The following is a 25332-nucleotide window of genomic DNA, read 5'->3' on the forward strand; positions in this document are numbered from 1 at the left end:
TTAAATTTCTTTCCAACACTGTGGATCAGCTGCATAAGAATTATGTGTATACCCATAGGCTACTGCTGGACACCCTCTACAGAATCTTAATAATTTGCATTTTGAGCATTTCTCAAACTTATCATATTCTCTATATTTATCCATCTTTTCACCTAGAAAAATATCTTTCATATCTTCTGAGAAAGCATTTCCAATTAAACTTTCCATTCTTCTGCAAGCATAAACATTGCCATTAGGTAAAATAGTCATGTGACAATTTGCACAATTACAGCCATCATAGATTGTATTTTCATCTAAACCTTCTGGTATAGTAAATAGTCCTTTTTCATAGAGAAATAATGTCCACAAATGATCTTTTAAATTAAAGTTTGTATCTGAATCCTTATACTCTTCAAACTTTTTCCATACTATTTCAAGGAATTCCTTGTACTCATTTGGTTCAAGGTGTGTACTTTTTTCAAGACTTGTAGGACAGTATCTAGCAAAAGCAAATATATCAACATTATTTTCAACTACAAGATCAATTATTTCTGGTATTTCTGAAACATTTGTCTTTGATACAGTTGTCATGATTGCACACTTAATTCCAGCATTACGAATACATTTTATCTTCTCTATAGTTGTTTCAAAGGACCCAGGCTTTCTTATAGAATCATGTGTGTTCTTAAGTCCATCAATAGAAAGCTGATATTTATCACATCCATAGTATTTTAATTTATTACAAACTTCATCACTTAGATGAAATGGATTACCAAGTATTCCAAAATCAATATTATTAGACTTGAACATCTCAAGCATTTTCCAAAAATCTTTATGTAAAATCGGATCACCACCTGTAATATAGAAATAAGGGATTCGATTTAATTTTTTGCACATATTCATGCAGTTCTTAAATACAGATTCTATTTTTTTATAAGACATCTCAATAATAGGGATGTTATTATTTTCTGAAAAAATGTAACAATGCTCACAACGCTGATCACAAGTATCTGTGATATGCCATTGAAATGCAAAATACTGTTCCATAGTCTTCACTTACCTTTCTTAGCAATAATAAATTTATATAAACTGTCAACTCTAGACTGACAGATACATCATCATACTCTTTTAAACTTGGTATCCTCAATTCAAAACTCATATTTGCTCAAATTAAGGATACCAAATTTCCTTTTTTTACTGGTTATTATTTATCACCAGCACCACATGCAGAACCACAAGAACTTGGTTTTTCATCTGGAGTTTTATCATCACCTGCCCCGCAAGCTGAACCACAAGCACCACTTACTGAAAATGAAGTTCTTCCAGAATTAAAATAACTTTGAGCACTTCTTCTTCCAAAGAATCCACTGTTTCCTGTCCATGCATTTAACATACTAATTTTAGCCATTATATTCACCTCCATATGTTAGTTAATTTCTGAGGTTTTTAAAAAAACTTAACTTTAAGTTGATTTATCTTGCCTCTGTTTATATAATAATTGCATAAGTTATAAAGGTAAATACGGCACTTTAATGTGCCCTTGTTACCTTTTTGTAACATACATATGAAAGGAGATTTACTATGGTTGTTGATAAAGAATTGCCTCAATGCCCTGTAGCAACTACAGTTGGCATAATAGGTAACAAGTGGAAGTTGTTGATTTTAAGAAATTTATTGACAGGCCCACAAAGATTCACTGATTTGCTTAATGGAATTGAAAATATCAGTAAAAAAGTATTAACTGAAAATCTTCGCGCTTTAGAAGACGATGAAATTATAAATCGCACAGTATATCCTGATGAAGTTCCTATAAAAGTGGAATATAGCCTAAGTGATATGGGTGAAACCCTTAGACCTATTTTTGATGTTTTAACAGATTGGGGTAATAATTATAAAGAATTTGTAAGAAATAGTTCTGATGAATAGAAAAGAACGGACTTAAATTATCCGTTCTTTTAAAAATACTCTTAATACCTAATATAGTTCCAGAATTCATAATAAAGCTCACCAATTCCAACATCTAATCAAAATATCATTTGAATGAAAATCATATAAGAAATTGTTCCTCCTACAATTGAAATCATCACTGAATACTTTCCCAACACTTCCACTATTGGGCATCCTTTTAGATTCTATAGAAGACAAAGACAGCCAACAACTTGAAACAACATTATTGCAAAATGGTATTCGTGTATTCCATTCAGATCGCTTTCTTAGTGGAGCAAGTATGCCTGAATAATTTTTACGTATTTCACTTTCCTCAACAAATTCATTTAAAGCATTATATGAGTAAAACATCAGGTAAATTTAAAGAACTAGTTTTTAGAATTCACCTATTTCTTTAAAATTTTCCTACTTACTATTCACTTCTTTCTAGTCTTCTCTTTCTTTTAGAAATAATTATTAATGTTGCACTGATAAATAATAATCCAACTGTAGAAAATAAACTCACACCTATATCATTACCTGTTCTAGGTATATCCTTTGTACTATTCTCATTTTCAGAAGTTTTTTTACTTTTATCTGTTTCTTGATCAGGAGTAATAGATTTTTCTATTTGCCCAGATATTACAATAGTAACTTGGCCAGTTATACCTGAACCATCCTTTGCAGCAGCCACTACATTTACACTACCATTCTTTTCTGCTGTTAAAATCCCTGAATCATCTATTTTTGCTATATCTGTAGGCTTTCCATCTATACCAGAAACACTCCAAGTAACTGACTTATTATCAGCATTCTCTGGGTTTACATTAACTCTCATTTGTAATCTCCCAGCATTTGTAGTTATTGAATCAATACCATTTTCTCCACTAACAGTGATTGAATTAACCTTTCTAACTTGTACATTATTTACTTTTAAACTGACATTATCATCATTATACACTAGAGATATAGTATACCCCTTAGGTAATCCTGTTGCTGCAATTGAAGAAAACTCACCACTTTTTAATCCTTTGTTATATGATATAATAGTAGCCCCATCAGTAGGAACATATCCATTTGAAAAATTAAGTTTTAATATTCCTCCAAATTTGGCTTTATCCTCAATCTTTAATATATCTACATTGCTACTAACATTTAATTCTAATGTACTATTTTCAGATTGAGCATATTCATTCCCTATAATAACTTGACCAGATACATTTTCTGTTACTCTCCCTCCATTATTAATAAGTTTTCCAGTTCCAAAAGCTGTAATAGAATCTGCTTCAATTGTACCATTGTTAATTTCTGTTCCTCCTGTGTAAGTATTATTACCTACAAGTTTTAGTGTTCCAGTTCCTTTTTTAGTTAAACTCCCTGTTCCGTATATATCATTGCGCCAGCTATCCATAGCATTAAATCCGCCCTTTGAAGCATCCATATTTACTTCTACATTATTAAGTAATGCTCCATACCCATCTGCTGCTGCAAAAAGATTAAGTCTTCCATATCCTTCTGCATCATCAATCACTGGATAACCTGATTTAATTCCTGTTGTATAGAGAACTTCACGACGCTGAGTACCATCAAGATATGGAAGTCTTGTTTCTAATAAAACTTCTGCTCCCTTTGGAACTTTCATAGGAGTATTAGAACTTCCTATTTGGGGGAAATTATATGTTAATCTATAGTTATAATTTTTCCTATTTTCACTATAATTACTAAATCTATCAATAGATGTTCCATTTTGAGTAAGAAGTTTTGTATGAGCATCATTATAAGCTGCTTCTTTTAAACTTTGGTTATTAGGATTATTTAAAGCTGCAGTTGCAATTGCAGTAGCCATTACACGTCCTCCAATTACATCAAGTGATGAATGCATCCCTGCTACTATTCTGTTATTTCCAAGTTCAGAGGCACGTGTAAGCATTTCTTGAAAACGTTCAGGTGTTGCATAAGCTAAACCTATAGCTGCTATAGTTGCTGCATTTGTATGTCCACTAGGAAACCCTCCATCTTTTTCTGGAGTAGTACTTTTTGCAGGAACAAGTGTTGGAAGTACTTGTACTTCATTACTCCAGCGCCAAGGACGTTGATATTGGAAGTAATTTTTAGCTGATGTAGTTGATGCAGAAGTATTTCTCATAGTATTTATTAAGTTAACCATACTACCAAGATTAGATTCAGTGTCTGCCCAATTTCCATTATTATTTCCTTTATCATCATATTTTTTTTCAGTTGCATCTTTAGGTATTTCATCTGGTATTGTTGTTCCTGCATTTGTTCCATCACGAAAAGCATTAGTGTATTTACCCAGACCATCTGTAATGCTATAATTTTGATCTCTACGATCATCAAGATAGGTTTGATGTGATTCAGCATCAGTACGATTTTTTGTTATATCTATTGATTTTTGTATATTAGCATTATGAACTAAAGAATTAAGTACAGTACCATTATTCCATGTGCTTCCTGGAGTCCAAAGTTTAAGATATTCTGAAAGTACTCCTATTGCTGGATTAGTAGCTGGCATCATATTTGATGTTGTGTTATCTTTCCATGTATCTACATAATATCCGTATACCCCTGGATGAGGATCTGTAAGTGTGTTTGCTAAAGTACTTTGTGTCATATAAGTTTGTATTATAGTAGTAGCTAAAATTAATGGAATAATCTTCTTTTTATAATTCATTCTATTTTTATCCTTTCTAAAAACACAATTTTAGGGACATGAAAATAAATAACAAGTCCAAATTTGCCATGAATATTTTTCATCAGTCAAGGAAGTAGATTGGTCTCATAGCGGGCTATTAGGGCAATCTGCTGACACAGGATGATGGAAAATAGTCTGGTGGATTGACTTGTTATTTTTTTGATTGTCCCTTAATAATTAATTTCTTTGCCTATTATATAGTAAAGGATTTAAATACACATTAGTATTAGGAAATAGTTAAAATACAGTTAAATGTATATATATTGAATTCAGTCTATTTTTTAACATAGAAATCTACTTTACAAAATAAAGATGACACTAGAAATTCCTAGTGTCATCTTTATTTTGATTAGCTATAAATTTGTCTATCTCTTTGGCTATTTTAGTGTATTCAATATCATGTACATAATGTGTACAATCTAATTCAATCAATTTACCATTTTTTAAATTTTTTATATAATCATTTTGAAAACTTCTCCATTTATTTTTATCCCAACCTGTACCTACACCATTTGAAGAAAATATAAGAATAGGTATATTTGGAATTCCATTTTCCTCTACCTCTTTTGCATTTGATTTCTTTAACTTCATTTATCATATTTTTAGTAGCTGTTCTGCGATAAAAAATTATTTTATACAATTTCTTTTCATCTTCACTTAAAGTTCCATATTTTATTGCATCACTTTCAGAAAGACTTGGAATTAATCTTGTTAATCCTATATTGTTAGCAAATGAACCTAATTCAATAATAGGTATATTTACTTCATATTCATTATATGAAGCTGGAACAGACATATCTAATCCTATTATAGCTTTTATCTCTTTAGGATATTTCTGCGCCCAATACAATGCTTCAATTCCTGACATAGAGTGAGGACATAAAATATATGGACCTTTTATTCCAACCTTTGATATAGATTCTCTAGTTTCTGATAAAATAGTATCAATATCTCTTTTTGAGCTTGTGATATCACTAAATCCATAACCAGCTTTTTCAACTACAATAATTCTATATTTATCACTTAATAATGAATATAGTGATTTAAAATCCAATACAGGAGAGCTTGTACCACCGCCAGACATGAAAACAAGGGTTTCTTCTCCACTTCCTTCCACATACACGTTCATTTTATGACCATTAACTTCAACCATTTGTCCCAATGGTTGAAATAATTTTTTCTCCTTTGATAAATGTATTTTATTATTAATAAAGGATATCAAGATTCCTAATATTAATATTCCTATCATTACAGTAATCACTTTTAAAATATATTTTAATCTCTTCATAATTCTCTCTCACTATTATTTACATATAAATTTTTCCCATACAATCAAAAGTATGCTACCTATTAAATAACATAAAATATCTTTTATATCAAATGAACTTCCAATAATAACTGCCATTACTCTATTATTTTGTAGATGCAGTAAATTTACAATATGAAAATATTGAGCTAATTCTACAGCTGCTGCAAAAATGAATATATATATTGGCAAAAATTTCATTCGTTTAACAACAAACATTTTAATAAACGTATATAGTAATATAACAACTAGAATATCTCCAATATAAGGTCTGATTATAGTGTCGTGCACAAAAAGAGCGATGAGTGTTTCAATGATAAATAGAATAATAAATGAAATTAAATATTTGAATTGTATTTTCATAGGTTTCTCCATTCGTTTATATTATTGTGAAATATTGTCCCTTACAATTATAGCATTAATAATATATTAATAAATCTAGTCATCTCTTTAAATTTACATAATAAATTAATCTTACATACAAAAATAAAAAACAAAAGGATTTAAAATTAGAAATTCCTTTTGTTTTTTTACTATATTAATTATATGTATTAAATTATTATTTCAGGTTTATTATAAGCTATTACTTCTATAACCTCATTAACTGTAAAAATGACATATTGTTCACAGCCTTCTGATTTACAATCAAATAAACCTACACTTTCCTCTTTTAGACAATTCATAAAACGTGAATTTTCAACTTTGAAAATCTTACATTTACTTAAAAAATCACTGCCATATGTACCATTTAAATAATTGAAAGTTCTTAAATATTCCCCTTCATTAAAGCATCTATATGCTACTGCTCCATATTTAAAGAAAATATCTAATGTCCTATTTTCATCATAATAATCAGATAAGCTTAATGTAAGCCCTTTCTTATTATTAACCAAACTTTCTAAGATCAACTCTTTTGGCATTTGAAAATCCTCATAGCCCATTTCCCATACTTCCATAAATCCCCCTAGGTACTCTCTTTACTTAATAATTTAATTTTAAACGCTTTTTTAATTTATTAATAGTACCGAAAGTCACGAAATGAAATGCAATTTGCACAAAAAAATCTCCAACACCTAAAATGATGTTGGAGAATAAATATAATAATTATTTTGCTGTAAGTAATGCATTTTTAACCTTTGGAACTACATATCCACTTGAGCCTCTATCTTTAACATCTTCAACCATTTCTATAACTAGAACATTGTTAGTTTTATTAGTTGTAATTGCTCCAAACCAACCTATTTCAGTACCAGTCTTATCATCTTGAGAAGCTTTTATTTCAGCGGTTCCTGTTTTACCTGCTATAGTTACTCCTGGTATTTGTGCTGCATGCCCAGTACCATTAGGATTTTCAACAACTTGAACCATGTCATTTAAAATTGTACTTGCAGCTTCTTTTGAAACTACATTTGACTTCCACATCTCACCTGTTGGCTTATCTTGATATAGTAGTGTTGGTTTTACCATACTTCCGTTATTAACAAACATACTATACATTGATGCTAGATGTACAGGATTTACAAGCATTTCTGCTTGCCCATAACCACTATCTGCAAGTTGTACATCTTTATCTATCTTACCATCTGAAGAATATTGAGACTTAGTTAAACCGAAGTCAAATGGAACATCTTCATCAAAGCCAAAACTCTTTATTTTATCAATAAATTTATCCTTTCCTATATCTAATGCAGCTTGTGCAAAGTATATATTATCTGAATAAACTAAAGCATTTTGAAGATTTGATCCTCCTGAATATTCATGAACTCTTGTAACTGAGTAACTACCCCAGCTGCTATCTTTTTGCCAAGATAATCCACTAATATTTTTATCTTGATTTGGATCTAAAGTTTTAGTATCAAGGCCAATTACACCTGTTATTGGCTTAAATGTTGAACCTGGAGCTGCAGTACTTTTGAATCTATTATACATTGGTTTCTTTGGATCATTATTTAAACTATTCCATTTATCTTGAGAAATACCTAATACAAAATCATTAGGATCATAACTTGGTGTACTTATTAAAGCTAAAACCTCTCCAGTATTTGGATTCATAGCTACAGCTGCACCTTTATCATTAGCTATATCCGCATACATAGTACTTTGAAGATTGCTATCTATAGTAACTTTTATATCTTTACCATCTTCAGCTTTTTTTGATGCAACTGTAGATACTTTATTTCCTTTATTATCAAGTATATTAATTTCTGCCCCATCATTGCTTCTTAGTTTATCTTCATAAATCTTTTCTAAACCTGATGCTCCTATGATAGAATTATCATTGTAATTTTTGCCCTTGTTCTCTTCAAGTTCATCAGCATTTATATTGTGTACATATCCTGTTAGATGTGAAGCTTGCGCACCAAATGGATATATTCTTGAATCTTTATCATTTATTTTTACACCTGGTATTTGTAAAAGTGATTGCTTTCTTGAATCATCTTTAGAAATCACTTTAAGTTCTACAAAAGTATCACTTTTTACATATGAAGCATTTAATTTATCATTAATATCTTTAGCTGGTATTTGAAGGATAGATGCAATTTTATTTACCGCATCTTCTTTATTTGTAATTTTACCTGGTACAAGCCCAATATCTGCAGCTTTACCATCCATTGCAAGAGAAGCTCCATTTCTATCTAATATACTTCCTCTTTTTCCTTTACTTGTAGTTGGTATCACCTTATAATCATCTTGGAGCTCTGGGAAAATAGCTTTTGAATTCCAAACTATCTTAAAATCTTTTCCATTATCCTTTTTTAATTCTAAAGAATTTGAAAAATTAATTTCTCCAGCTATTGAGTTTAAGGTAGAATCATAATTAATTGTTGCTTCACTAATTGTTTTTTTAGTATCACTTATAGTGACATTTATATCACTAGCCCCAATTCCTTCATATATATTCTTGTTCCTTTTAACAAAATCTTCTTTAGATATATTGCTATCAGAAGAAATTAAGCTATACATCCCTTCATAATCTTTATCATTTAAAAGACTTACATACTTGTTCAAAACATCACTTGGCTTGCTAGAATTATTTAAAACATAATATATTCCCCCACCAATTAGTGACACAGTTAATAAACCACCACATATTATAGCTATTTTTAAACTTTTTTTCATTAATCCACCTACTTCTTAATCGTTATATAGTTAATTTGCATTACATTCCAATTATACTATTTCCTAAATAAAATTACATCATAATATTTTCAAAAAACCTTAATTTCTTCTTAAATTCAAAAAATATGAAAATCATTTTTGTTAAACCAAATTACAAATTAATGCAAAAATTTAATGGAAGTAAAAATTCACTTCCATTAACATTTATAAAGATTCAATAACTAATGTTGACCAATCAGAATCATCATTTTCAATCCATTTAAATTTCACTTCTATTTTATTTAACCAAGCATTTAATCCAGTACTTTCTTTAGATGCATTAGGAAGTTGTCTACCATAAATCTCTTTAATCTCTTCTAATAGCTTTTTTTGTTCTTCCTTCTCTAGATTTTTACCTATAAGTTCTGACACAAGATTTTTTACCTCAATATTACTTTTTGCATCTTCAAAATACAGTTCATCAGCAAGAGCTTGCCTTTCTCTATTTAAAAATTCCCTTACCTCTTCTATTTCAGCATGATTTGATAAATACTTCTTTGCAATTTTAAGGGCCTCTATTTCTCTATCTAGCTTTTTCACTGATTTTTCTAATTGTAAGTTTCTCATTTTATCTCCTACTTTACTTATCTTATTTGCCTTTATTCAAGGTACTGTTTATTATATCATAAGACACACATCTATACATAAGAGAAATTAAGAATCTATAGAAAATTAAAATAATTTATATCCAATTATTTGAATCTTTCAATACAATCTCTATAAATTTACTCATAGATTTTGATATACTTTTATTCTTATGGTATACAAGTTGAGTTTTAAATTTTCCAAATGGTTCTGATACTTCTATCATCTTAAGACTTCCTTCATCAATTTCATTTTTAACTATATAAAGAGGTAAAAATGAAATTCCCAGTCCATTTATCACATACTTTTTAATAGCTTCTATACTTGAAAACTCAATAGGATTTACATATTTTATTTTTTTCTCTCTTAAGTATTTTTCAAAAGCTATCCTAACACTACATCCTACTTCGCTGAATATGATACTTTCATTAGCTTGAACATTTTCAACTCCATCTATCAAAAATTCTAAGTTTGCATCTGGTGAGGAAACTATTCCTACAGTTTCTTCCTTTAAATTTTTGACAACTAAATCTGTATCACTTATTTCAGGCTCAATAGTAAATATAAGATCTACCTCTCCCTTATGTAACTTATTCCTTAAATCACTACAAATTGAATTTCTTAAAATTATATTTACTTTAGGAAACTTCTCTTTATATTCTTTTAGGATTTTTCCTAATCTATATATGGATAGTGATTCTCCTGCTCCAATAATTAAATCACCATATACCTCATCTTGCTGTGATGTTAAATTTTTAATTTCTTTATAGGATTTAAGGATTTGTTTAGCATGTGGAACTAATGATTTACCAACACTTGTCAAAACAACTTTTTTACCTAACCTATCAAATAATGCTTCTCCTAATTCATTCTCTAAAATTTGAATATGAGATGTTATTGTAGACTGTGCATATCCTAAGTTATTTGCTGCTTTTGTAAATCCTCCAAGTTCAACTATTGTTATAAAAGTTAGTAAGTGTCTAATTTCCATCCTCATCATCCCTTAATATCTATAATCTGTAACTCAATCATATCATATTCTTCGATTATTTACTTCATTTATTTCAATTTTACTGATAGTGTAAATGGAATTATAATTAAGAAAAGTAATTCTTAGAAATTTACTCATTATAAGGAGATGTTATATATGAAAAAAGTATTATTACTTCTTTCTAATGGCTTTGAAGCTGTAGAAGCAAGCGTGTTTACAGATGTTTTTGGTTGGAATGAAACTGATGGTGATGGAACTACAAGATTAATTACAGTAGGATTAAGAGAAAAATTAAAATGTACATTTAATTTCACTGTAATTCCTGAAATAATTTTAAAAGATGTTAATGTTCAAGATTTTCATGCCCTTGCTATACCAGGAGGATTTGAAGAATCAGGGTTTTATGAAGATGCATATAGTGAAGATTTCTTGAATATAATCAGAGAATTTCATAAAGCCGGAAAACTCATTGCTTCTATTTGTGTTGGTGCATTACCTATTGGAAAAAGTGGAATACTAGTTGGAAGAAATGCCACAACATATAATTTGGGAATAAGACAAAAGCAATTATCTCAATTTGGTGCTAATGTTATTTCAAAGCAACCTATTGTTGTTGATAAAAATATAATTACATCTTATAATCCTTCAACAGCATTTGATGTGGCATTTATCCTTTTGGAAAAACTAACTTCAAAAGAAAATTCAGATAAAATTAAAACTTTAATGGGGTTCAAATAAAAGGGCTATTATAATTGTTTTACTAAATCATGTATTCCTTTTGTAGCATCCAATAATGGAGATATAGATTTATCATAATTAAGATTATCTATTATCTTAGCAATAAACTCTGATAAATCTACTTCATGAAACCATTCTGCATTTTTGATTTTCTCAGGGATATAATTTAAATTAGTGGAATAAACTTTTTTAATTATTCCATCATCATAGAACTTTTGAAATTTATCTATACCTTCTGTAAAGAAAGCAAAGGTTGTTGCAACATATATACTTTTTGCTTTTCTTTTTTTAAGTTCTAAAGCTATATCAAACACTGATTCTCCAGATGCTATCATATCATCTACTATCAATACATTTTTCCCTTCAATATTTCTACCAATATATTCATGTTGAATTATAGGATTTTTCCCTTTTACAATTATGGAATGATCTCTTCTTTTATAAAACAAACCTACATCAAGGCCTAATACACTTGAATAATATATAGCTCTATCCATTGCTCCTGTATCAGGACTAATAACTAACATTTCAGATTTATTTATTAATAGATCTTTCTCTTGTTTAATAAGAGCTTTAACAATTGCATATGTAGGGTAAAGATTTTCAAAAGATATTAATGGAATTGCATTTTGAATAGTTGGATCATGAACATCAAAGGATAAAATTGCCTTTACCCCCAATCTTTCTAATTCTTGAAGTGCAATAGCACAATCTAAAGATTCTCTTCCTTTACGTTTATGTTGTCTCGCTTCATAAAGTAAAGGCATAATTACAGTAATTCGATTAGCTTTTCCACCAATAGCAGATAAGACTCTTTTTATATCTTGAAAATGTTCATCAGGCCCCTTATGAGTTGTAATTCCAAACATTTCATAAGTACAACTATAGTTACTAACATCACATAATATATATATATCTTTTCCCCTTACTGTCTCTTCAATTTTAACCTTACCTTCTCCATTATTAAAACGAACTTCATTTATAGGCACAATATAAGAATCTGGTATATCATGACTTTTTTCAACCGCTTCTTCTATTCTTTTATTTCTTTTAGTAACTATATGTTTATTAATCTTCTCCCCTATATCTTTACAACTTTCTAGAGTTATAATTCCAAGAGGGCAATATGGCTTTAAATCTGATGAATGAAAATTCATTTATCTTTCCTCCTCACTTATGGAACCTTTAATTATTTTTTAGTATATTTCAATTTTCTAATACTTATTCTAAGCAAAATAAATACTTTCATAAACATTATATCACCTTTTCCATTCTAAACCATTTATATTTTTTCTTATATCTTCATCTAAATAGAGATTATTTTTAATTTATATCAAATAAAAACCTCTAGTTAATATAAAGTCTTTTGACCATAACCTAAACTAGAAGTTTTATTGTAATCATAAGAATAAATCTTAGACTTGTCTCCTTAATATTTAACCTTTAAGGCCCTTTGCTTGACGTTCCATATTTTCTATAACAACATCATGAATATCTCCTAATGAAGCACAATATTCAAGTACTTTCCATGGAGTATTTGTATGAAAATGTATTTTTATTAATTCCTCATCTCCAACTGCAAGTAATGAATCACCTTCTATGTTTTCAGTAATATACTTATTGATTTCATCTTCTGAAAGCTTCTCTCCCTCAATCAATAACTGTGTATCAAATTTATATTCAAGCATAACTAGACCTCCTCCTCTGATATAAAAATGTCTTTGAGTTTATTATATCACAACTGATATTGTTTCTCATATAAGTTAATAAAATAGATTTATTATTTTGCAAGAACTATTAATTCATCAATTGTTTTAAATCCATTTTTTAGATAAAACTTTTCTGAAGGATATCCTTTTTCTGTATTTAATATAATTCCATTCAATCCTTGTTTTTTGATATCTTCTTCTATCTCTTTTAAAAAGTCACTTCCAATGCCCTGCCCTTGTAATTCATAGCAAACACAAAATTGATCAATGTAATATTCAATTCCTTTGATCCAAGGTTTTTTCATGCCAATACTTAAAGCAACAATTTTTTTATTTACAATAGCAACATATCCTAAAAAGTTATTATTCTTAAGAAAGTTATTTAAAAATTCCACTACTTGATCTCTTGATTCATAAACATCATTCCATGGTTCTTTAGTAAATGTCTCAATAAATAAATCAACACATTCAGCAATAATCTGTTCTTCAATTTCTAATAATTTCATATTTTCCATAATACACCTACTCACTTTAAAAATATTACGAGTTATACCCATAACTTACATTGTAATGAAAATACACTTTTCATTTCTATTATTTTTCAAGTACATACAAATATCCATTTTTCATTTTCTTAGGTACCTTTCCTTTAAAACCTAGAAGTTTAAGTTCATTAATAAAAGTATTTAAAAAAAATCCATGGGATATTATTAATATATTTTTTTCACTATTTAAATCTAGCTGGTTTAAAAATTCTTTTGCCCTTTTTCGTGTATTATAATATGTTTCTAACTGGGACTTATGATTTATCTTCCATGCGATTCTTGAAGAAATACTCCAAAAGAAATTAGGCATTTTTAATGATATTTTTTTCACTGGATACATTTTAACTTCTCTTAATAGCTCTGTTACCTCTAATTCTTTATCATAAACACTTTTAGCTGTTATTATAGCTCTTTCTAAATCACTGCAGTAACATTTTTCCCATTGATTATTTTTCAAATCAATTTCATTTTCTATAACTGATGCATTATCATAGTTATTTACATAATCCTCAAATTCATCTGAATTCATCATTTTCTTAGCTTCTAAATCAACTTTAAAATGTCTTACTATACCTACCCTCATTTTATTCTCCTAAATTTATAATTTCCATTTTTTATTTTACTCTATTAATATTCTCTTCACTATTTTCAATTCTAACTATTCTCATGTTTTCATCATATTTAATACCTAATTCTTTTGTTATTGATTCATTTAATTCTGTAATTCTTCCATGATATTTTCTATACTCCAAACTTAATATCTTCATATTAGGAATAAAAATATCATAATATCCACTACTACAAAAAAACTTATTAAGCTGCTTTTTAAATTTATAAAATGGATTCATTAACTTTATAAATGACTCATCATTTTGTTTATCTATATTCTCTAATAACTTTTTCTTATACATTTCCAATTCTGTCTTTTTAGCATTTAGCATTTTATTTATCTCATTACTTGTATTCTCAAAGATTTTTTTATGCATTTCATCACTTATATTTTTATATCCTACTTCAACGATTCTAGGTATTTTTATCTCTGGAATACTATCTAAAAAATGAACTATTTCAATCCATGCCTTATATTTTTCTTCTGTATCTAATGGTTCATTAAGATATGGTGCAAAATGATATGATAGATATTTTCCTAGACCACTTGGAAAAACTCTAATTAATTCTCTTCTAATAAAATCACCATTGTTTTTTTCTGTTTCAATAATTTCTTCATTCAATTTCTTTATAGCTTTGTCATCAAGATCAATATTTATCATTTTCTCTAAGTATGTTTCTTGCATCTTTATTTCTATTTCTTTCTTACGCTTCCCTTCCATAATTTTACTAAGCATTATTTTTTTATCTTTGCTATTAATTATTCTCTTAATATCTTTGATTGATATATCTAGCTTCCTATATAATGAAATCTCATTTAATGTTGCAATATCTTGCTCTAAATATTCTCTATATCCATTACTACCTTTTTGAGATTTTATCAGACCTTGTTTTTCATAATAAGAAATAGCTTTCTTTGTTAATCCTGTTAAACTGCAAGCTTCATTTATTAACATACCATCACCTCACCTATATATTAATCTAGTCCCTTGGGGGTTAGTCAATATACTACTTATAACTTTTTAAATTATTTATCTTAATGTGAATGTATAACTTATGCCCTTTTCCTAACTTCTCTAAAAATCCATATATATATTTTCCATTATATCTTTTAAAATGTAAAGCTAAAGAGCATCTAAAAAAAGTGATATAAAATTCAATATTAAAAATAATGAATTTCACACCACTTTAGCTCTTTGTATCCTTTTAGGTTGAGTATTGTTTGAACAATGATATATCTTATTGCTAACTATAATTAAAAAATTTTGCTATTATTCTATTTTGCATTTTTAAGTAATTCTCTCAATTTACTATAAACTATGTTCAATTTCTATGCTATTTGTTCTTTATTGTGTCCAAAATTCTCTTCATATTTTGGGCACCCATATCGTTTGGCAATCCATCGTACAATAAATGGACAAAAAATAGCTGATAAGATAGCTGCACATGATATCTGTATTGTTGCTATCTTTACATAAGGATAAAACTCTGGCACCATTTGTCCAATAATTGCAGGTACTGCAATTGTATTACCTGCAACAGAAACAGTTGCAATCCCTCCATAGCCTGGTCGTTTTAATAACAGCCTGTCTACAATCAATGCAATAGGACCTGTAACAACCATTACAATAACAAAAAGAAAAACACCACTAAATCCCCCTTCTAAAACTTTAGAAAGGTCAATGTTAGCACCTAAAACAAACCCCATTACTGGTAAAATTATAGCATTTCCTTTTTTGCTTGCTTCCCTTATTTCTTCATCAATTGTTGATAGTAAAATACCTATACATAATGGTAACAAAATAGTTATGTACTCTTGATATTGAATACTACTAGCTCCTGAAACACCTATAGTAACCAAAGATAACATAGGACCAGAATTCAAATTAAACATCGACCTTGCAACAAGGTCAGCATGGTCTCCATAACTCTCCATTAATCCCATGTATAAACTTCCATTGTTATTAGTCAATGCACATAGAATAGCTAAACTACATACACCAAGCATTCCATTATAACCAAAATAATGGAATATGCAAATATAAACAGCTGCTCCTGCTAAATATTTAAATAAGACATGGCTTCCACCACGTTTTAAAGCCTCTGGTATATCACTTACTCTCATCTGAGTTCCTGTAAATAATAAAGTTAAAAGCATCATTACTTTTAATCCATCATCAGAAATTAAAGCTTGGCTATAACTACCTATCCTTAAAATCCAAGGACAAAATGTATTTAAAATAGCAGCTACAAATAATGGCACTATCATTGTTCCTGCAGGAACTTTATTTATATGTCTTAGTAATTTCGTTTTACTCCCCTCCTACAGCATAAATCATTTATGGATTTAGTATAGCATATATGAAAATAATATTCTAATTTACATAAACATCTTTTTTAGAACATTTTAGCAATGTAGAAAAGAAAACTGCTATTCTTCATCAGATTTTTCAATCAAACAGTCTTTTTCACTTTTCTTTTTCTGGGTCATTAACAACGGTTATTTCATTATTTAAAATTAAAGTTGAACGATTTATACTATCATAAGTTGGCCATTTAATATCTTCTAGTTCTGGTTTTCCTGTTTTAACAAAAGAAATCCAAAGCTTTTGCATTTTACCAGCTAAAATTTTATTTTTTTCTGATTCTAAATTAAAACTTTTCAAATTATTAAATACAAATGGAATTTCTAAAGCATGTATTGATTTTGAAAACATTGGATGATTTGATATTGTATAGTCAAAACGATACATATAAACCGGCACAAATTTACTTTGACTTTCTGCTAAATGCACAGAACCTTTCCAAAAGATAGTGTCAGTAATAAATTCTGCTTTTTCTTTTTCTTTACTAAAAAGCCATCCTTCATCATGATTTGTACCTATCAAAATTGGAATTTCTCTAGCTACACCTTGTTTGGCTGCTTTTAATGGTTCAAGAAAAAGCTTCTCATCTAAAAATGGCTGAAAAATATGTTCTCCTACTCTTCCTGTAAATTCTTTTTCTAATTCATCTGCAGCTTTCATAATTTCTGCAATAGGCACTCTTTCTAAATTTTCAATATTACTTTCATCTATGTTTAACTTTTTGATAAAATTCAAACCTATATTTGTAGCTGTTCCTTCACTTAGTACTCCATTCAAATTTCCACTTTGAAGTATTGCTTTTGAAAACAATTTATTTACTTTAGGACTGGCAAGTAAGCAATTTACACTTTTTGCTCCAGCTGATTCACCCATTATAGTAATGTTATCTTGATCTCCACCAAAAGCTTCAATATTTTCTTTTACCCATTTTAGAGCTGCTATCTGATCCAATAAGCCTAAGTTATCTTCATATCCATTTCCGAACTGAGATAACTTTAAAAATCCAAATGGTCCAAGACGATAGTTAATTGTAACAACGACTATATCACCATTTTTTACAAAGTTAGTTCCATCATAAATTGGCATACTACCTGAACCATTTAAGAAAGCTCCACCATGTATCCAAAAGATTACTGGTTTTTTATCTTTTTTATCATCTGGGGACATAACATTTAAATAAAGACAATCTTCACTTTCAGGTAGGTCTTTAAATATAATTGGTGATGGGCCTCTTTGAAATGATATAGGTCCAAATTCTAATGCATCATGGATTTTTTCAAATTTGGGCACTTCTACAGGAGATTTATATCTTAATTTACCAATTGGAGGAAGAGCATATGGTATTCCTCTCCATATATTTATCCCACCTTTCTTAAAACCTCTTATTTTGCCTTTTTTTGTATTAGCTATAACATAGTCCATTTACTAGTCCTCCTTTTATCATTAATTTAGAATTAAACTGTTTCATTTATTTGCAAATTTTATTAATAATTTTTCAAAATACTTTTCTATACTCTTAAGAAATATAACAATTAAATATCCAATTATACCAGTAAAAATACATGATACAATTATTTGATATAAATTGAATTTTAATAATATTGTAGCTTTGAATAAGAGATATATAGTTAAAGGTAAAAATAAAATTGAAGTTACAACTCCTGGAACATAATGTTTAAATCTATAACACAAATTGAAATGAGCTACAATAAAGTGGGCTGTAAAAGTAAACAAAAATCCATACCATACATAGTAATTGTTAAAAATAACTGTAAATACTGTTATAATGAGAAAAATAACAAATATTATTTCAACTCCAATAGAAAATTCAGCTGTACTTTGAAAATCTTGATAAGGTTTTTTTCGCATTTTACAAGTATCTAAATAATTTTTATATCTTTTTCTCCATGCTTTAATCATGATAATTTCTTCAAAATCATGAAGTATAAACAAAATAGGTAATAACCAAACAATAACATTTATCTCATTCATCTTAATCTATCTCCTAACATTTATTTTAATATTCTGTGTATGGAAAAATCAAGAAATTTATATATTTCTATCTTTTAAGAAATTTTTTAATTTCATCAAAAGCTAAATCCATTCTTCCTCCTTGACAGTGTTGTTCTCCTCCTGTTTTTTTAGTAAAAATTTTCTTTGTTATAGATTTTGCATTCACTAAATTATTTTCTAATAAAGACATTGCTTCTATTGGAACATACTGATCCTCCTCTCCAGCTAAAAGTAATAAATCTTGATCTATCATTTGCTCTATACCTGCTAGTGTATGAAGCTGAATAGCTTTAAGAAAATCATATGGTGTTTCTGTGCCAGTATTGTCCATTCCTTTAGAGAATTTCCAATTAAAATCAATATCTTCTTCCATCTTTACAGAAATAAATTCATTTATTTTATCTTTTTCATTTTTATCAAGTAAACTTTCCAATTCAAATTTCATTGATTTATTAGACATGGCTATAGCATCCATACCACAATAAAAAATATCAAAACAAATCACTTCCTTTATTCTCTTTTCAAATGCTATAACATCATAACCTAGATCTTTAAAGTGAGTTAAATGTGGGATTAATTCTTCTAAATATGAATCATATCCACCATGAATTAATAAAGTTTTATATGAATTTTCAAACTTCACACGTACTGCTGGTAAAAATGAATTTTCATATGGAATTTTGAAATGCTCTAGAGATAAATCATTATAAGATTTATAGAAATTTTCTTTGAATTTATTATACATATATATTTGGTTTTCATTATCTTCCCTAAGATAAAAGCCACCAGCTTGAAAGCAAGCTGTTGCCAGTTCAAATTCTCCTTCTGACTCACTTTTCTCAGCTAACTTTCTCAATGATTCATACCAAATATCTGTATCTATTAACTTAGGCAAAATAGAATCAATCTCTCTCTTAATCTTAGGATCAGTATAGAATTTTCCTAAAAAACGATTGATTTGAAAATTGAATTGTTTATTTTCTACAAATTGATAAAACATTATTAATCACTCCTTCTTACCATGAATGTACTTTATGATATTAGTATAGATGATAAGAGTTATCATTTGAACAGTTAATCTATTTATCCTTTGCAAGATATCCTACACAATTTATTAAAAATGTAAGTTATCTTACGTTTTTTTACTAGATTGGGTCCTGTTGGGTTTTGCGTGGTAAATAAATATAGTAAAATAGTACTATAACTTTCAATAGGACTCTGGAGGATTTTTTTATGAAAAACAAAACAGACTTAAGAATATTAAAGACATGTGAAAATATAAAAAGAACTTTTTCCCAATTATTACTTGAAAAAAGTTTTAAAGAAATTACAGTTCAAAATATTTGTGATAAAGCTCTAATTGGTCGTTCAACTTTTTATGATCATTATTATGATAAATATGATCTTCTTACTAAAATGGTTGAAGAAATTTTAATGGAATTGAAGCCATACATCCAAAATAGATTTAATTTTGAAAATTCTCAAGAATTTGTTTCTATAGGCTCTAGTATGCTTAACTACTTCAAAAATAAGAAGATAACTATACAAGCATTGCTAAGTGTACATACTGAGACTACTGATTTCTCTGCAAATATAAAGAATATTTTAGTTGAAGAGTGTTCTTCTTATTTGGAACATACTGGATTTAAAAGTAAATTTAATATTTCAAATGATTATATATGTTATCATTATGCATCCTATGTATTAACATCATTTCAATTATGGTTTCAGTTTGGAGAAAACTTGAGTAGTTTAGATTTAGCCTATGAAATACAGGATGTTTTATTTGCTTCAAAATAATTAATATTACATTGAGTCACTATTATATTTATAATAGCCAGTATTTAATAAAGATTTTATCATATTAACCCATTCTTCAGGATGTCTGAATAATAATTCTTCATGGTTAAGTCCAGATAATCCAATAATTTTTGCTGTTGGGAGATATGTTTTATATCTATTAATTAATTTATTAGAATCTTCTTCCGTTCCGAATACACAATATATTTTAGTTTTTTCTAATAAGATATTCTCCCTAATTGGCATTATTAAATCAGTATAGTACTCTTTGTATAATGTTTCATATGTTATATCTTTATAAATTACTTTATCTAAAATCTTTAAGTATTTTTTCTTTTCTTCAGATGTGACAAATAACTTAAACACTCCTTTAATTTCTCCGCTTATAAAGTTATTATAAAGAATACGAGTTATTGCCTTGGATAAAATAATTGCTTTTAATCCTGTACTAAAATCAAAGTCTGTGCTTCCAGTAATAGCATTATATATATCTATATTCCCTCTTTCAAGTAATTTAGCAACTATTGACCCACCTAAAGATGAACCATAAATAGCATATATAGAACTAGCATATATTTTTTGTATATGACTTTCTATTTTTTCTACCTCATTCATAATAGATATCATTTCAGTATTATCTCTTTCATCATGTCCATCTAATGCTACACAAACAACATGATATTCATCAGATAATCCATTAATAACTTGACCAAAACTCAATTTCCAATGACTAGCTGTTCCATGAATTAGAAATATTGTTGGATTATTTTTATCTCCAAACCCATAAAAATTCATCCTAAACGCCTTCTTTCCATTTAGTACTTCCTGCATCTAAGTAGTATAAATCAAAAGCTTCAGCCTTAAATTTATCCCCCACATATATACTAAAAGACTGATTACAATTATTCTTTAATTAAAACTTATCAAAATATAATCTATAAAATGTATTACAATGCTTTGATGAAATCATTCATAATTTTTTTATTATACCATATTATTCCATGAAGTTTTTTGGGATTTTTACAAATAAAAAAACATCATAATTAGAAAATGATGTTTTTTGTATGAAACTATATTTATATTATTCCTTTTATAATAAAGAAAATAATAGGAATTAATAATGCTGGCAATAAATTTAACACTTTTATTTTCTTTATTTCTAATATATTTATTCCTGAACTTAATATCAACATACCTCCTACTATTGAAATTTCATTCAATAAGTCAGTTGTTATATATCCTGATACAACATGGGCAGATACATAGATTAATCCCTGCCACAAAAATAATATAACAGATGAAATAATTATTCCAAAACCAAAATTAGAAGCTAAAACAATTGAAGTAATTCCATCCAATATAGCATTCGTATATAGCAATGTATTATCTCCTTTTAAAGCACTTTCAAGAGGTCCTAAAATTGATAAAGTTCCTGCACAAAATAACAGTATAGCTGTTGATAACCCTTCAACTAAATTATTTTTAGAAAACTTTGATGCAATATTATTAACTTTCTTCTCTAAATTAATTTTTTGTCCAATAAGTCCCCCAACTGCAACACTTATAATAAATAAAACATGATAATTACTTTTAGAAATGCTATTAACAGCTGAACTAATTCCAATAACACATGCTGACAGCCCCATTGCTTGAAGCATTATTTCTTTATATTCTTCTTTTATTCCCTTTTTAAAAGCTGCTCCTAAAATACTACCACTAATAATAGAAATACAATTCACCATTGTTCCTATCATTTTATCACCTCCAGTTATCTATGTTAGAAATTATAAAGTGTCTAGTAACTGGAGTGTCAACATTAATTTACAAGCAATTGAATTTCTGTTATAAACTCTGACTTTTCAGTAGTTAGACCAAAATCAATAAGCGTTATTTCTATTGAATCATCCTTAATTTTATAGCCTTTTTCTTCAATATATTTTAAAATCTTATGATAATATATTTGTGAATTTTCATGAGTTCCATTAAAACGAATAGTTATATAAATACCTCTTGGTAATACCTTTATTATTTTTTTATTATACTTTTCTCCTTCTGTAAATAAAAAAACATAATCATATTCATGAAGAAGTCCATCTTCTAATTTTTGTTTTTCTATAGCTACACCAACTTTTCCATTGAAAATAGAAGCTTTTTTATTTGACTTATTTTCAAGATTTCTAATAGATAATTCTAAATCTTTATCTGACTTTATTTTTTTCTTTAATAATACAATAGTTCTTTCATCAAATTCCTTTTCTTCGATTAAGTCTAATTTATTATATTGTCTTGCATAATTAATTTGATTTAATCTATTTTCAATCTTTTTATTTATATCTTGGAGTTCTTTTATCTTTTTCTTAGTGATTTCTTTCTGATTATTTAATAAATCAGTGATATTATCAATACTTCGCTCTTTTAAATGAAACTCTATTGTATTTAATGACATTCCTAAGGCCCTCAAATATATTATTGTATTTAATTGTTCAAACTGTTCTGTTGAATAATATCTATAATTATTTGTTTTATTTATAAATATAGGCTTAAACAAGTTAATTTCATCATAATATCGAAGTGTCTTTATATTTATATTAAACAGTCTTGACATTTCCCCTATTGTAAATAAATCTTTCATATACTCTCCTAATTGTTTATTATTTTCTTTTCTTAAAAAGTATACACAAAGCTTACCATAAATCCAATACTATGAAAGAACTTTGCCCTAAAAATAGAGTCCAAGGATTTTTAATCCCTAGACCATACTTTTTCATATTAATTTACATAATTAAATTTCCATATAACTTGTTGTCATTCTTTTCACTCATATGCCTTATCTTAATTGAATCAGCCAATATATTTGAATATAAATCTATCTTATAATCACACACTCCATCTTTTCTTTGAAATGGATTTTGGCTCTTTTCAATTGATTGTACACTGCTTTGTCTAATAAATATTGTTGATTTTGTAAAAGATCCTTTACTTATTAGAATTAATTTTTCTGTAACCCCTAATGAAGTATTCCTATAATTTAAATAACCTAATAAAATGTTAATTAATAATGTAAGTACTATAACAATTAATTTATATATTATTGGAATAACACTTATTATGAAATATGAAGGAATTAATATTAGTAATGAAATTACTATTCTCTTAACCCAAAATCTTTTCAAACTTCTTTTAGGAGGTTTTTTCACTTCTCCTGAAAAAATCATACTTGGAAGTACTTTAATTAAAAATTCTTCATTAAACTTCTTATTAGCTAGAGGATAAAGAATAGCTTTTTCACCTTTTTCATCTCCATATCCAATAGTTGTAACTTCTAGTGTGTATATTTTTAATAATTGTTGCAATATACTTTGCTTATATTTTAATGCATGTATTTTATCTATTGGTATTGAATATTGTTTTTTACTCAACATTCCATAACTTATATTAAAACTATTTGTGCTTACTTTGACACTGAAATCATAAAATTTAATCATCTCATAACCTATAGAAAATATAGTAACTATAATATAAATAAATAACATCATTCCTATTATAATTGCAATAAGTCTGGCTCTGTTTTCTATAAGTAGTTCATTAATACTGATAGAGTTCAGTATATCTTTTACCCTAGTTGTTTTTGTAAAATTCTCTACATCATCTGCAAAATTCATTACTGCAAAGTATGCTCCCAAGGCCCAGCCTAATTTTCCTTTTGTTAATGCATATATTATAATTTCTTTTACTGTTATTCTTTTTTCAAACAAGAAATCTTCTCTACTAACCTCTTCAATTGTTTCATGGCTTTCATGTTTCTTTTTATTTGTTAATATATATTCTCTAAGTCTTTCAGCTAAATCATAATCTACTTTTATCTTGAATTCTGTACCTTTTCCTACATTTCCGCTATCTATTTTCACTGTACAAACTTCAAAAATTCTATCAAGTAGACTTTGTCCAATATCTATGGTGCTTATATTTTCAAAAGGAATCTCTTGTTTAGAATGCTCAAATACTCCAGATTTATAAAGCAACTCATTATCTTTAATGTAAAATTCAGTATTAAGCCATTCTTTTACTGCTACTAATATTACACCTATAAAAACAATTATAGATATAAAAATTACAGTTTTGGTATGATTTGATAAAACTAAAAGTATAAAAAACCATAATTCTTTTAGTGATTTGAAAATATTTTGAATTATTACAATCCAGTGATTTCTAATAGGACTATTTATCATTCTCTATCACCTTTTCCTTAACTTTATCTTTTAAAAAATCACTAATTTCTTCTGCTTTTCCCATTTCTATGTTAGGAATTGTATAACTTCCACCAGCAGTATATATTTGAATATCAGCAAGCTTAAATTTTCTATTTATAGGTCCCTGTTTTATTTTAATATGTTGAATTCTTACTATAGGTATTACTATAGTTTTTATCCAATATATACCCTCTGAAAATTCTATTTTATCTTTGGTTATTAGATAACGCCATTGTTTATACTCAAATGATGGATATACTATAGTGTTTAATAGCATAAAAAATATTATTACTGCTATACCTATTTTCAAATAGAAGTTCACTGTTTCATTAAATGCATTTAATTTTATTGCAAAATAATAATATCCACCAATCAATATGCCTGAAATTATAATAGTTGATATGGCTCTTGATATAACCCATGATTTTATTGAATTAATATTTAGTTTGTTAAATTCCATAACTCCTCCTCAAAATATCTTTTAACAATAATTCCAATTATAACATGAATGTCCATAAGAATTAACTCCTAGAATGTAAAAATTCAAATACTTTTTATCATTTCTCCCACTCAAGCAACATAGTAATAGTTAGTGAAATTTTATACATAAAAAAGCTAACAAATATTTTCATAACAATAATTA

Annotated in this window: 27 protein-coding genes; 3 read left to right on the plus strand and 24 right to left on the minus strand. The window is 27.7% G+C overall.

Annotated elements, in window-relative coordinates; translation table 11 throughout:
- Together acgM and acgA are read right to left on the minus strand one after the other, a co-directional pair.
- Complete coding sequence (acgM, locus tag NNC19_RS01415; protein ID WP_310936809.1) at positions 1-1026, minus strand: radical SAM/SPASM domain protein, ACGX system; 1026 nt, start codon at positions 1024-1026, stop codon at positions 1-3.
- A gap of 157 nt (positions 1027-1183) precedes the next feature.
- Positions 1184-1387 carry an ACGX-repeat peptide gene (acgA, locus tag NNC19_RS01420; RefSeq protein ID WP_310936810.1) on the minus strand — a complete coding sequence of 68 codons (204 nt, stop codon included), beginning with the start codon at positions 1385-1387 and terminating at the stop codon, positions 1184-1186.
- A 173-nt stretch (positions 1388-1560) separates the two neighbouring features.
- On the opposite strand from acgA, the gene NNC19_RS01425 reads away from it, so the two are divergent.
- Complete coding sequence (locus tag NNC19_RS01425; protein WP_310936811.1) at positions 1561-1905, plus strand: helix-turn-helix domain-containing protein; 345 nt, start codon at positions 1561-1563, stop codon at positions 1903-1905.
- A gap of 78 nt (positions 1906-1983) precedes the next feature.
- Here the strand turns inward: NNC19_RS01425 and NNC19_RS01430 are convergent, their stop codons facing one another.
- From NNC19_RS01430 to NNC19_RS01465, 8 genes are all read right to left on the minus strand, one after another.
- Entirely contained in the window at positions 1984-2277 is a 294-nt protein-coding gene (locus tag NNC19_RS01430; RefSeq protein WP_310936812.1) for a hypothetical protein, read from the minus strand.
- Positions 2278-2338: 61 nt separating this feature from the next.
- Positions 2339-4597, minus strand: a complete 2259-nt coding sequence (locus NNC19_RS01435; protein WP_310936813.1) for a phosphatase PAP2 family protein — start codon at positions 4595-4597, stop codon at positions 2339-2341.
- A gap of 508 nt (positions 4598-5105) precedes the next feature.
- Entirely contained in the window at positions 5106-5906 is an 801-nt protein-coding gene (locus NNC19_RS01440) for an alpha/beta hydrolase (RefSeq protein WP_310936814.1), read from the minus strand.
- 15 nt (positions 5907-5921) lie between these two features.
- A complete protein-coding gene (locus NNC19_RS01445; protein WP_310936815.1) occupies positions 5922-6287 on the minus strand; it encodes a DUF2809 domain-containing protein in 366 nt (121 codons plus the stop codon).
- A 188-nt stretch (positions 6288-6475) separates the two neighbouring features.
- Positions 6476-6880, minus strand: coding sequence for a hypothetical protein (locus NNC19_RS01450; RefSeq protein ID WP_310936816.1), 405 nt, complete (start codon positions 6878-6880; stop codon positions 6476-6478).
- A 148-nt stretch (positions 6881-7028) separates the two neighbouring features.
- Entirely contained in the window at positions 7029-9044 is a 2016-nt protein-coding gene (locus NNC19_RS01455) for a penicillin-binding transpeptidase domain-containing protein (protein WP_310936817.1), read from the minus strand.
- Positions 9045-9248: 204 nt separating this feature from the next.
- The gene (locus NNC19_RS01460; RefSeq protein WP_310936818.1) at positions 9249-9650 is read right to left on the minus strand and encodes a hypothetical protein; all 402 of its coding nucleotides are present in this window, start codon (positions 9648-9650) and stop codon (positions 9249-9251) included.
- A 115-nt stretch (positions 9651-9765) separates the two neighbouring features.
- The gene (locus tag NNC19_RS01465; protein ID WP_310936820.1) at positions 9766-10659 is read right to left on the minus strand and encodes a LysR family transcriptional regulator; all 894 of its coding nucleotides are present in this window, start codon (positions 10657-10659) and stop codon (positions 9766-9768) included.
- A gap of 156 nt (positions 10660-10815) precedes the next feature.
- On the opposite strand from NNC19_RS01465, the gene NNC19_RS01470 reads away from it, so the two are divergent.
- On the plus strand, positions 10816-11397 hold the full coding sequence (locus NNC19_RS01470; protein ID WP_310936821.1) for a DJ-1/PfpI family protein: 582 nt from the start codon (positions 10816-10818) through the stop codon (positions 11395-11397).
- Between the two features lie 8 nt (positions 11398-11405).
- Here the strand turns inward: NNC19_RS01470 and NNC19_RS01475 are convergent, their stop codons facing one another.
- The 9 genes from NNC19_RS01475 to NNC19_RS01515 form a co-directional block, all read right to left on the minus strand.
- The gene (locus tag NNC19_RS01475) at positions 11406-12554 is read right to left on the minus strand and encodes a ribose-phosphate pyrophosphokinase (RefSeq protein WP_310936822.1); all 1149 of its coding nucleotides are present in this window, start codon (positions 12552-12554) and stop codon (positions 11406-11408) included.
- A 279-nt stretch (positions 12555-12833) separates the two neighbouring features.
- A complete protein-coding gene (locus NNC19_RS01480) occupies positions 12834-13085 on the minus strand; it encodes a kinase to dihydroxyacetone kinase (RefSeq protein WP_310936823.1) in 252 nt (83 codons plus the stop codon).
- Positions 13086-13177: 92 nt separating this feature from the next.
- Positions 13178-13621 carry a GNAT family N-acetyltransferase gene (locus NNC19_RS01485; protein ID WP_310936824.1) on the minus strand — a complete coding sequence of 148 codons (444 nt, stop codon included), beginning with the start codon at positions 13619-13621 and terminating at the stop codon, positions 13178-13180.
- A 79-nt stretch (positions 13622-13700) separates the two neighbouring features.
- Entirely contained in the window at positions 13701-14234 is a 534-nt protein-coding gene (locus tag NNC19_RS01490) for a histidine phosphatase family protein (protein WP_310936825.1), read from the minus strand.
- Positions 14235-14265: 31 nt separating this feature from the next.
- Positions 14266-15216 carry a MerR family transcriptional regulator gene (locus NNC19_RS01495; RefSeq protein WP_310936826.1) on the minus strand — a complete coding sequence of 317 codons (951 nt, stop codon included), beginning with the start codon at positions 15214-15216 and terminating at the stop codon, positions 14266-14268.
- Between the two features lie 374 nt (positions 15217-15590).
- Positions 15591-16553, minus strand: a complete 963-nt coding sequence (locus NNC19_RS01500) for a 2-keto-3-deoxygluconate permease (RefSeq protein ID WP_310936999.1) — start codon at positions 16551-16553, stop codon at positions 15591-15593.
- A 175-nt stretch (positions 16554-16728) separates the two neighbouring features.
- Positions 16729-18048: a carboxylesterase/lipase family protein gene (locus NNC19_RS01505; RefSeq protein ID WP_310936827.1), complete on the minus strand. Its 1320-nt coding sequence runs from the start codon at positions 18046-18048 to the stop codon at positions 16729-16731.
- A gap of 42 nt (positions 18049-18090) precedes the next feature.
- Positions 18091-18618, minus strand: coding sequence for an HXXEE domain-containing protein (locus tag NNC19_RS01510; RefSeq protein ID WP_310936828.1), 528 nt, complete (start codon positions 18616-18618; stop codon positions 18091-18093).
- Positions 18619-18685: 67 nt separating this feature from the next.
- Entirely contained in the window at positions 18686-19639 is a 954-nt protein-coding gene (locus NNC19_RS01515) for an alpha/beta hydrolase (RefSeq protein ID WP_310936829.1), read from the minus strand.
- A 233-nt stretch (positions 19640-19872) separates the two neighbouring features.
- Between NNC19_RS01515 and NNC19_RS01520 the strand changes: the two genes are divergently transcribed.
- A complete protein-coding gene (locus NNC19_RS01520) occupies positions 19873-20439 on the plus strand; it encodes a TetR/AcrR family transcriptional regulator (RefSeq protein ID WP_310936830.1) in 567 nt (188 codons plus the stop codon).
- A gap of 6 nt (positions 20440-20445) precedes the next feature.
- Here the strand turns inward: NNC19_RS01520 and NNC19_RS01525 are convergent, their stop codons facing one another.
- From NNC19_RS01525 to NNC19_RS01545, 5 genes are all read right to left on the minus strand, one after another.
- Positions 20446-21270 (minus strand): alpha/beta hydrolase, encoded by an 825-nt coding sequence (locus NNC19_RS01525; RefSeq protein WP_310936831.1) that lies wholly within the window; start codon positions 21268-21270, stop codon positions 20446-20448.
- 245 nt (positions 21271-21515) lie between these two features.
- Positions 21516-22193, minus strand: a complete 678-nt coding sequence (locus NNC19_RS01530) for a DUF554 domain-containing protein (protein WP_310936832.1) — start codon at positions 22191-22193, stop codon at positions 21516-21518.
- A 62-nt stretch (positions 22194-22255) separates the two neighbouring features.
- Positions 22256-23071: a MerR family transcriptional regulator gene (locus tag NNC19_RS01535; RefSeq protein WP_310936833.1), complete on the minus strand. Its 816-nt coding sequence runs from the start codon at positions 23069-23071 to the stop codon at positions 22256-22258.
- A 142-nt stretch (positions 23072-23213) separates the two neighbouring features.
- Positions 23214-24668: a PH domain-containing protein gene (locus NNC19_RS01540; RefSeq protein ID WP_310936834.1), complete on the minus strand. Its 1455-nt coding sequence runs from the start codon at positions 24666-24668 to the stop codon at positions 23214-23216.
- Positions 24658-25149 (minus strand): PH domain-containing protein, encoded by a 492-nt coding sequence (locus NNC19_RS01545; protein ID WP_310936835.1) that lies wholly within the window; start codon positions 25147-25149, stop codon positions 24658-24660. Before NNC19_RS01545 ends, NNC19_RS01540 begins: the two co-directional genes overlap by 11 nt.
- Positions 25150-25332: the final 183 nt, after the last annotated feature.

This window comes from Clostridium sp. SHJSY1 (genome assembly GCF_031626875.1).
GTDB lineage: Bacteria > Bacillota > Clostridia > Clostridiales > Clostridiaceae > Clostridium.

Coding starts and splice junctions, on each gene's coding strand:
- acgM (WP_310936809.1), bottom strand. CDS start 1,026: ATGGAACAGTATTTTGCATTTCAATGGCATATCACAGATACTTGTGAT.
- acgA (WP_310936810.1), bottom strand. CDS start 1,387: ATGGCTAAAATTAGTATGTTAAATGCATGGACAGGAAACAGTGGATTC.
- NNC19_RS01425 (WP_310936811.1), top strand. CDS start 1,561: ATGGTTGTTGATAAAGAATTGCCTCAATGCCCTGTAGCAACTACAGTT.
- NNC19_RS01430 (WP_310936812.1), bottom strand. CDS start 2,277: ATGTTTTACTCATATAATGCTTTAAATGAATTTGTTGAGGAAAGTGAA.
- NNC19_RS01435 (WP_310936813.1), bottom strand. CDS start 4,597: ATGAATTATAAAAAGAAGATTATTCCATTAATTTTAGCTACTACTATA.
- NNC19_RS01440 (WP_310936814.1), bottom strand. CDS start 5,906: ATGAAGAGATTAAAATATATTTTAAAAGTGATTACTGTAATGATAGGA.
- NNC19_RS01445 (WP_310936815.1), bottom strand. CDS start 6,287: ATGAAAATACAATTCAAATATTTAATTTCATTTATTATTCTATTTATC.
- NNC19_RS01450 (WP_310936816.1), bottom strand. CDS start 6,880: ATGGAAGTATGGGAAATGGGCTATGAGGATTTTCAAATGCCAAAAGAG.
- NNC19_RS01455 (WP_310936817.1), bottom strand. CDS start 9,044: ATGAAAAAAAGTTTAAAAATAGCTATAATATGTGGTGGTTTATTAACT.
- NNC19_RS01460 (WP_310936818.1), bottom strand. CDS start 9,650: ATGAGAAACTTACAATTAGAAAAATCAGTGAAAAAGCTAGATAGAGAA.
- NNC19_RS01465 (WP_310936820.1), bottom strand. CDS start 10,659: ATGGAAATTAGACACTTACTAACTTTTATAACAATAGTTGAACTTGGA.
- NNC19_RS01470 (WP_310936821.1), top strand. CDS start 10,816: ATGAAAAAAGTATTATTACTTCTTTCTAATGGCTTTGAAGCTGTAGAA.
- NNC19_RS01475 (WP_310936822.1), bottom strand. CDS start 12,554: ATGAATTTTCATTCATCAGATTTAAAGCCATATTGCCCTCTTGGAATT.
- NNC19_RS01480 (WP_310936823.1), bottom strand. CDS start 13,085: ATGCTTGAATATAAATTTGATACACAGTTATTGATTGAGGGAGAGAAG.
- NNC19_RS01485 (WP_310936824.1), bottom strand. CDS start 13,621: ATGGAAAATATGAAATTATTAGAAATTGAAGAACAGATTATTGCTGAA.
- NNC19_RS01490 (WP_310936825.1), bottom strand. CDS start 14,234: ATGAGGGTAGGTATAGTAAGACATTTTAAAGTTGATTTAGAAGCTAAG.
- NNC19_RS01495 (WP_310936826.1), bottom strand. CDS start 15,216: ATGTTAATAAATGAAGCTTGCAGTTTAACAGGATTAACAAAGAAAGCT.
- NNC19_RS01505 (WP_310936827.1), bottom strand. CDS start 18,048: ATGGACTATGTTATAGCTAATACAAAAAAAGGCAAAATAAGAGGTTTT.
- NNC19_RS01510 (WP_310936828.1), bottom strand. CDS start 18,618: ATGAATGAGATAAATGTTATTGTTTGGTTATTACCTATTTTGTTTATA.
- NNC19_RS01515 (WP_310936829.1), bottom strand. CDS start 19,639: ATGTTTTATCAATTTGTAGAAAATAAACAATTCAATTTTCAAATCAAT.
- NNC19_RS01520 (WP_310936830.1), top strand. CDS start 19,873: ATGAAAAACAAAACAGACTTAAGAATATTAAAGACATGTGAAAATATA.
- NNC19_RS01525 (WP_310936831.1), bottom strand. CDS start 21,270: ATGCAGGAAGTACTAAATGGAAAGAAGGCGTTTAGGATGAATTTTTAT.
- NNC19_RS01530 (WP_310936832.1), bottom strand. CDS start 22,193: ATGATAGGAACAATGGTGAATTGTATTTCTATTATTAGTGGTAGTATT.
- NNC19_RS01535 (WP_310936833.1), bottom strand. CDS start 23,071: ATGAAAGATTTATTTACAATAGGGGAAATGTCAAGACTGTTTAATATA.
- NNC19_RS01540 (WP_310936834.1), bottom strand. CDS start 24,668: ATGATAAATAGTCCTATTAGAAATCACTGGATTGTAATAATTCAAAAT.
- NNC19_RS01545 (WP_310936835.1), bottom strand. CDS start 25,149: ATGGAATTTAACAAACTAAATATTAATTCAATAAAATCATGGGTTATA.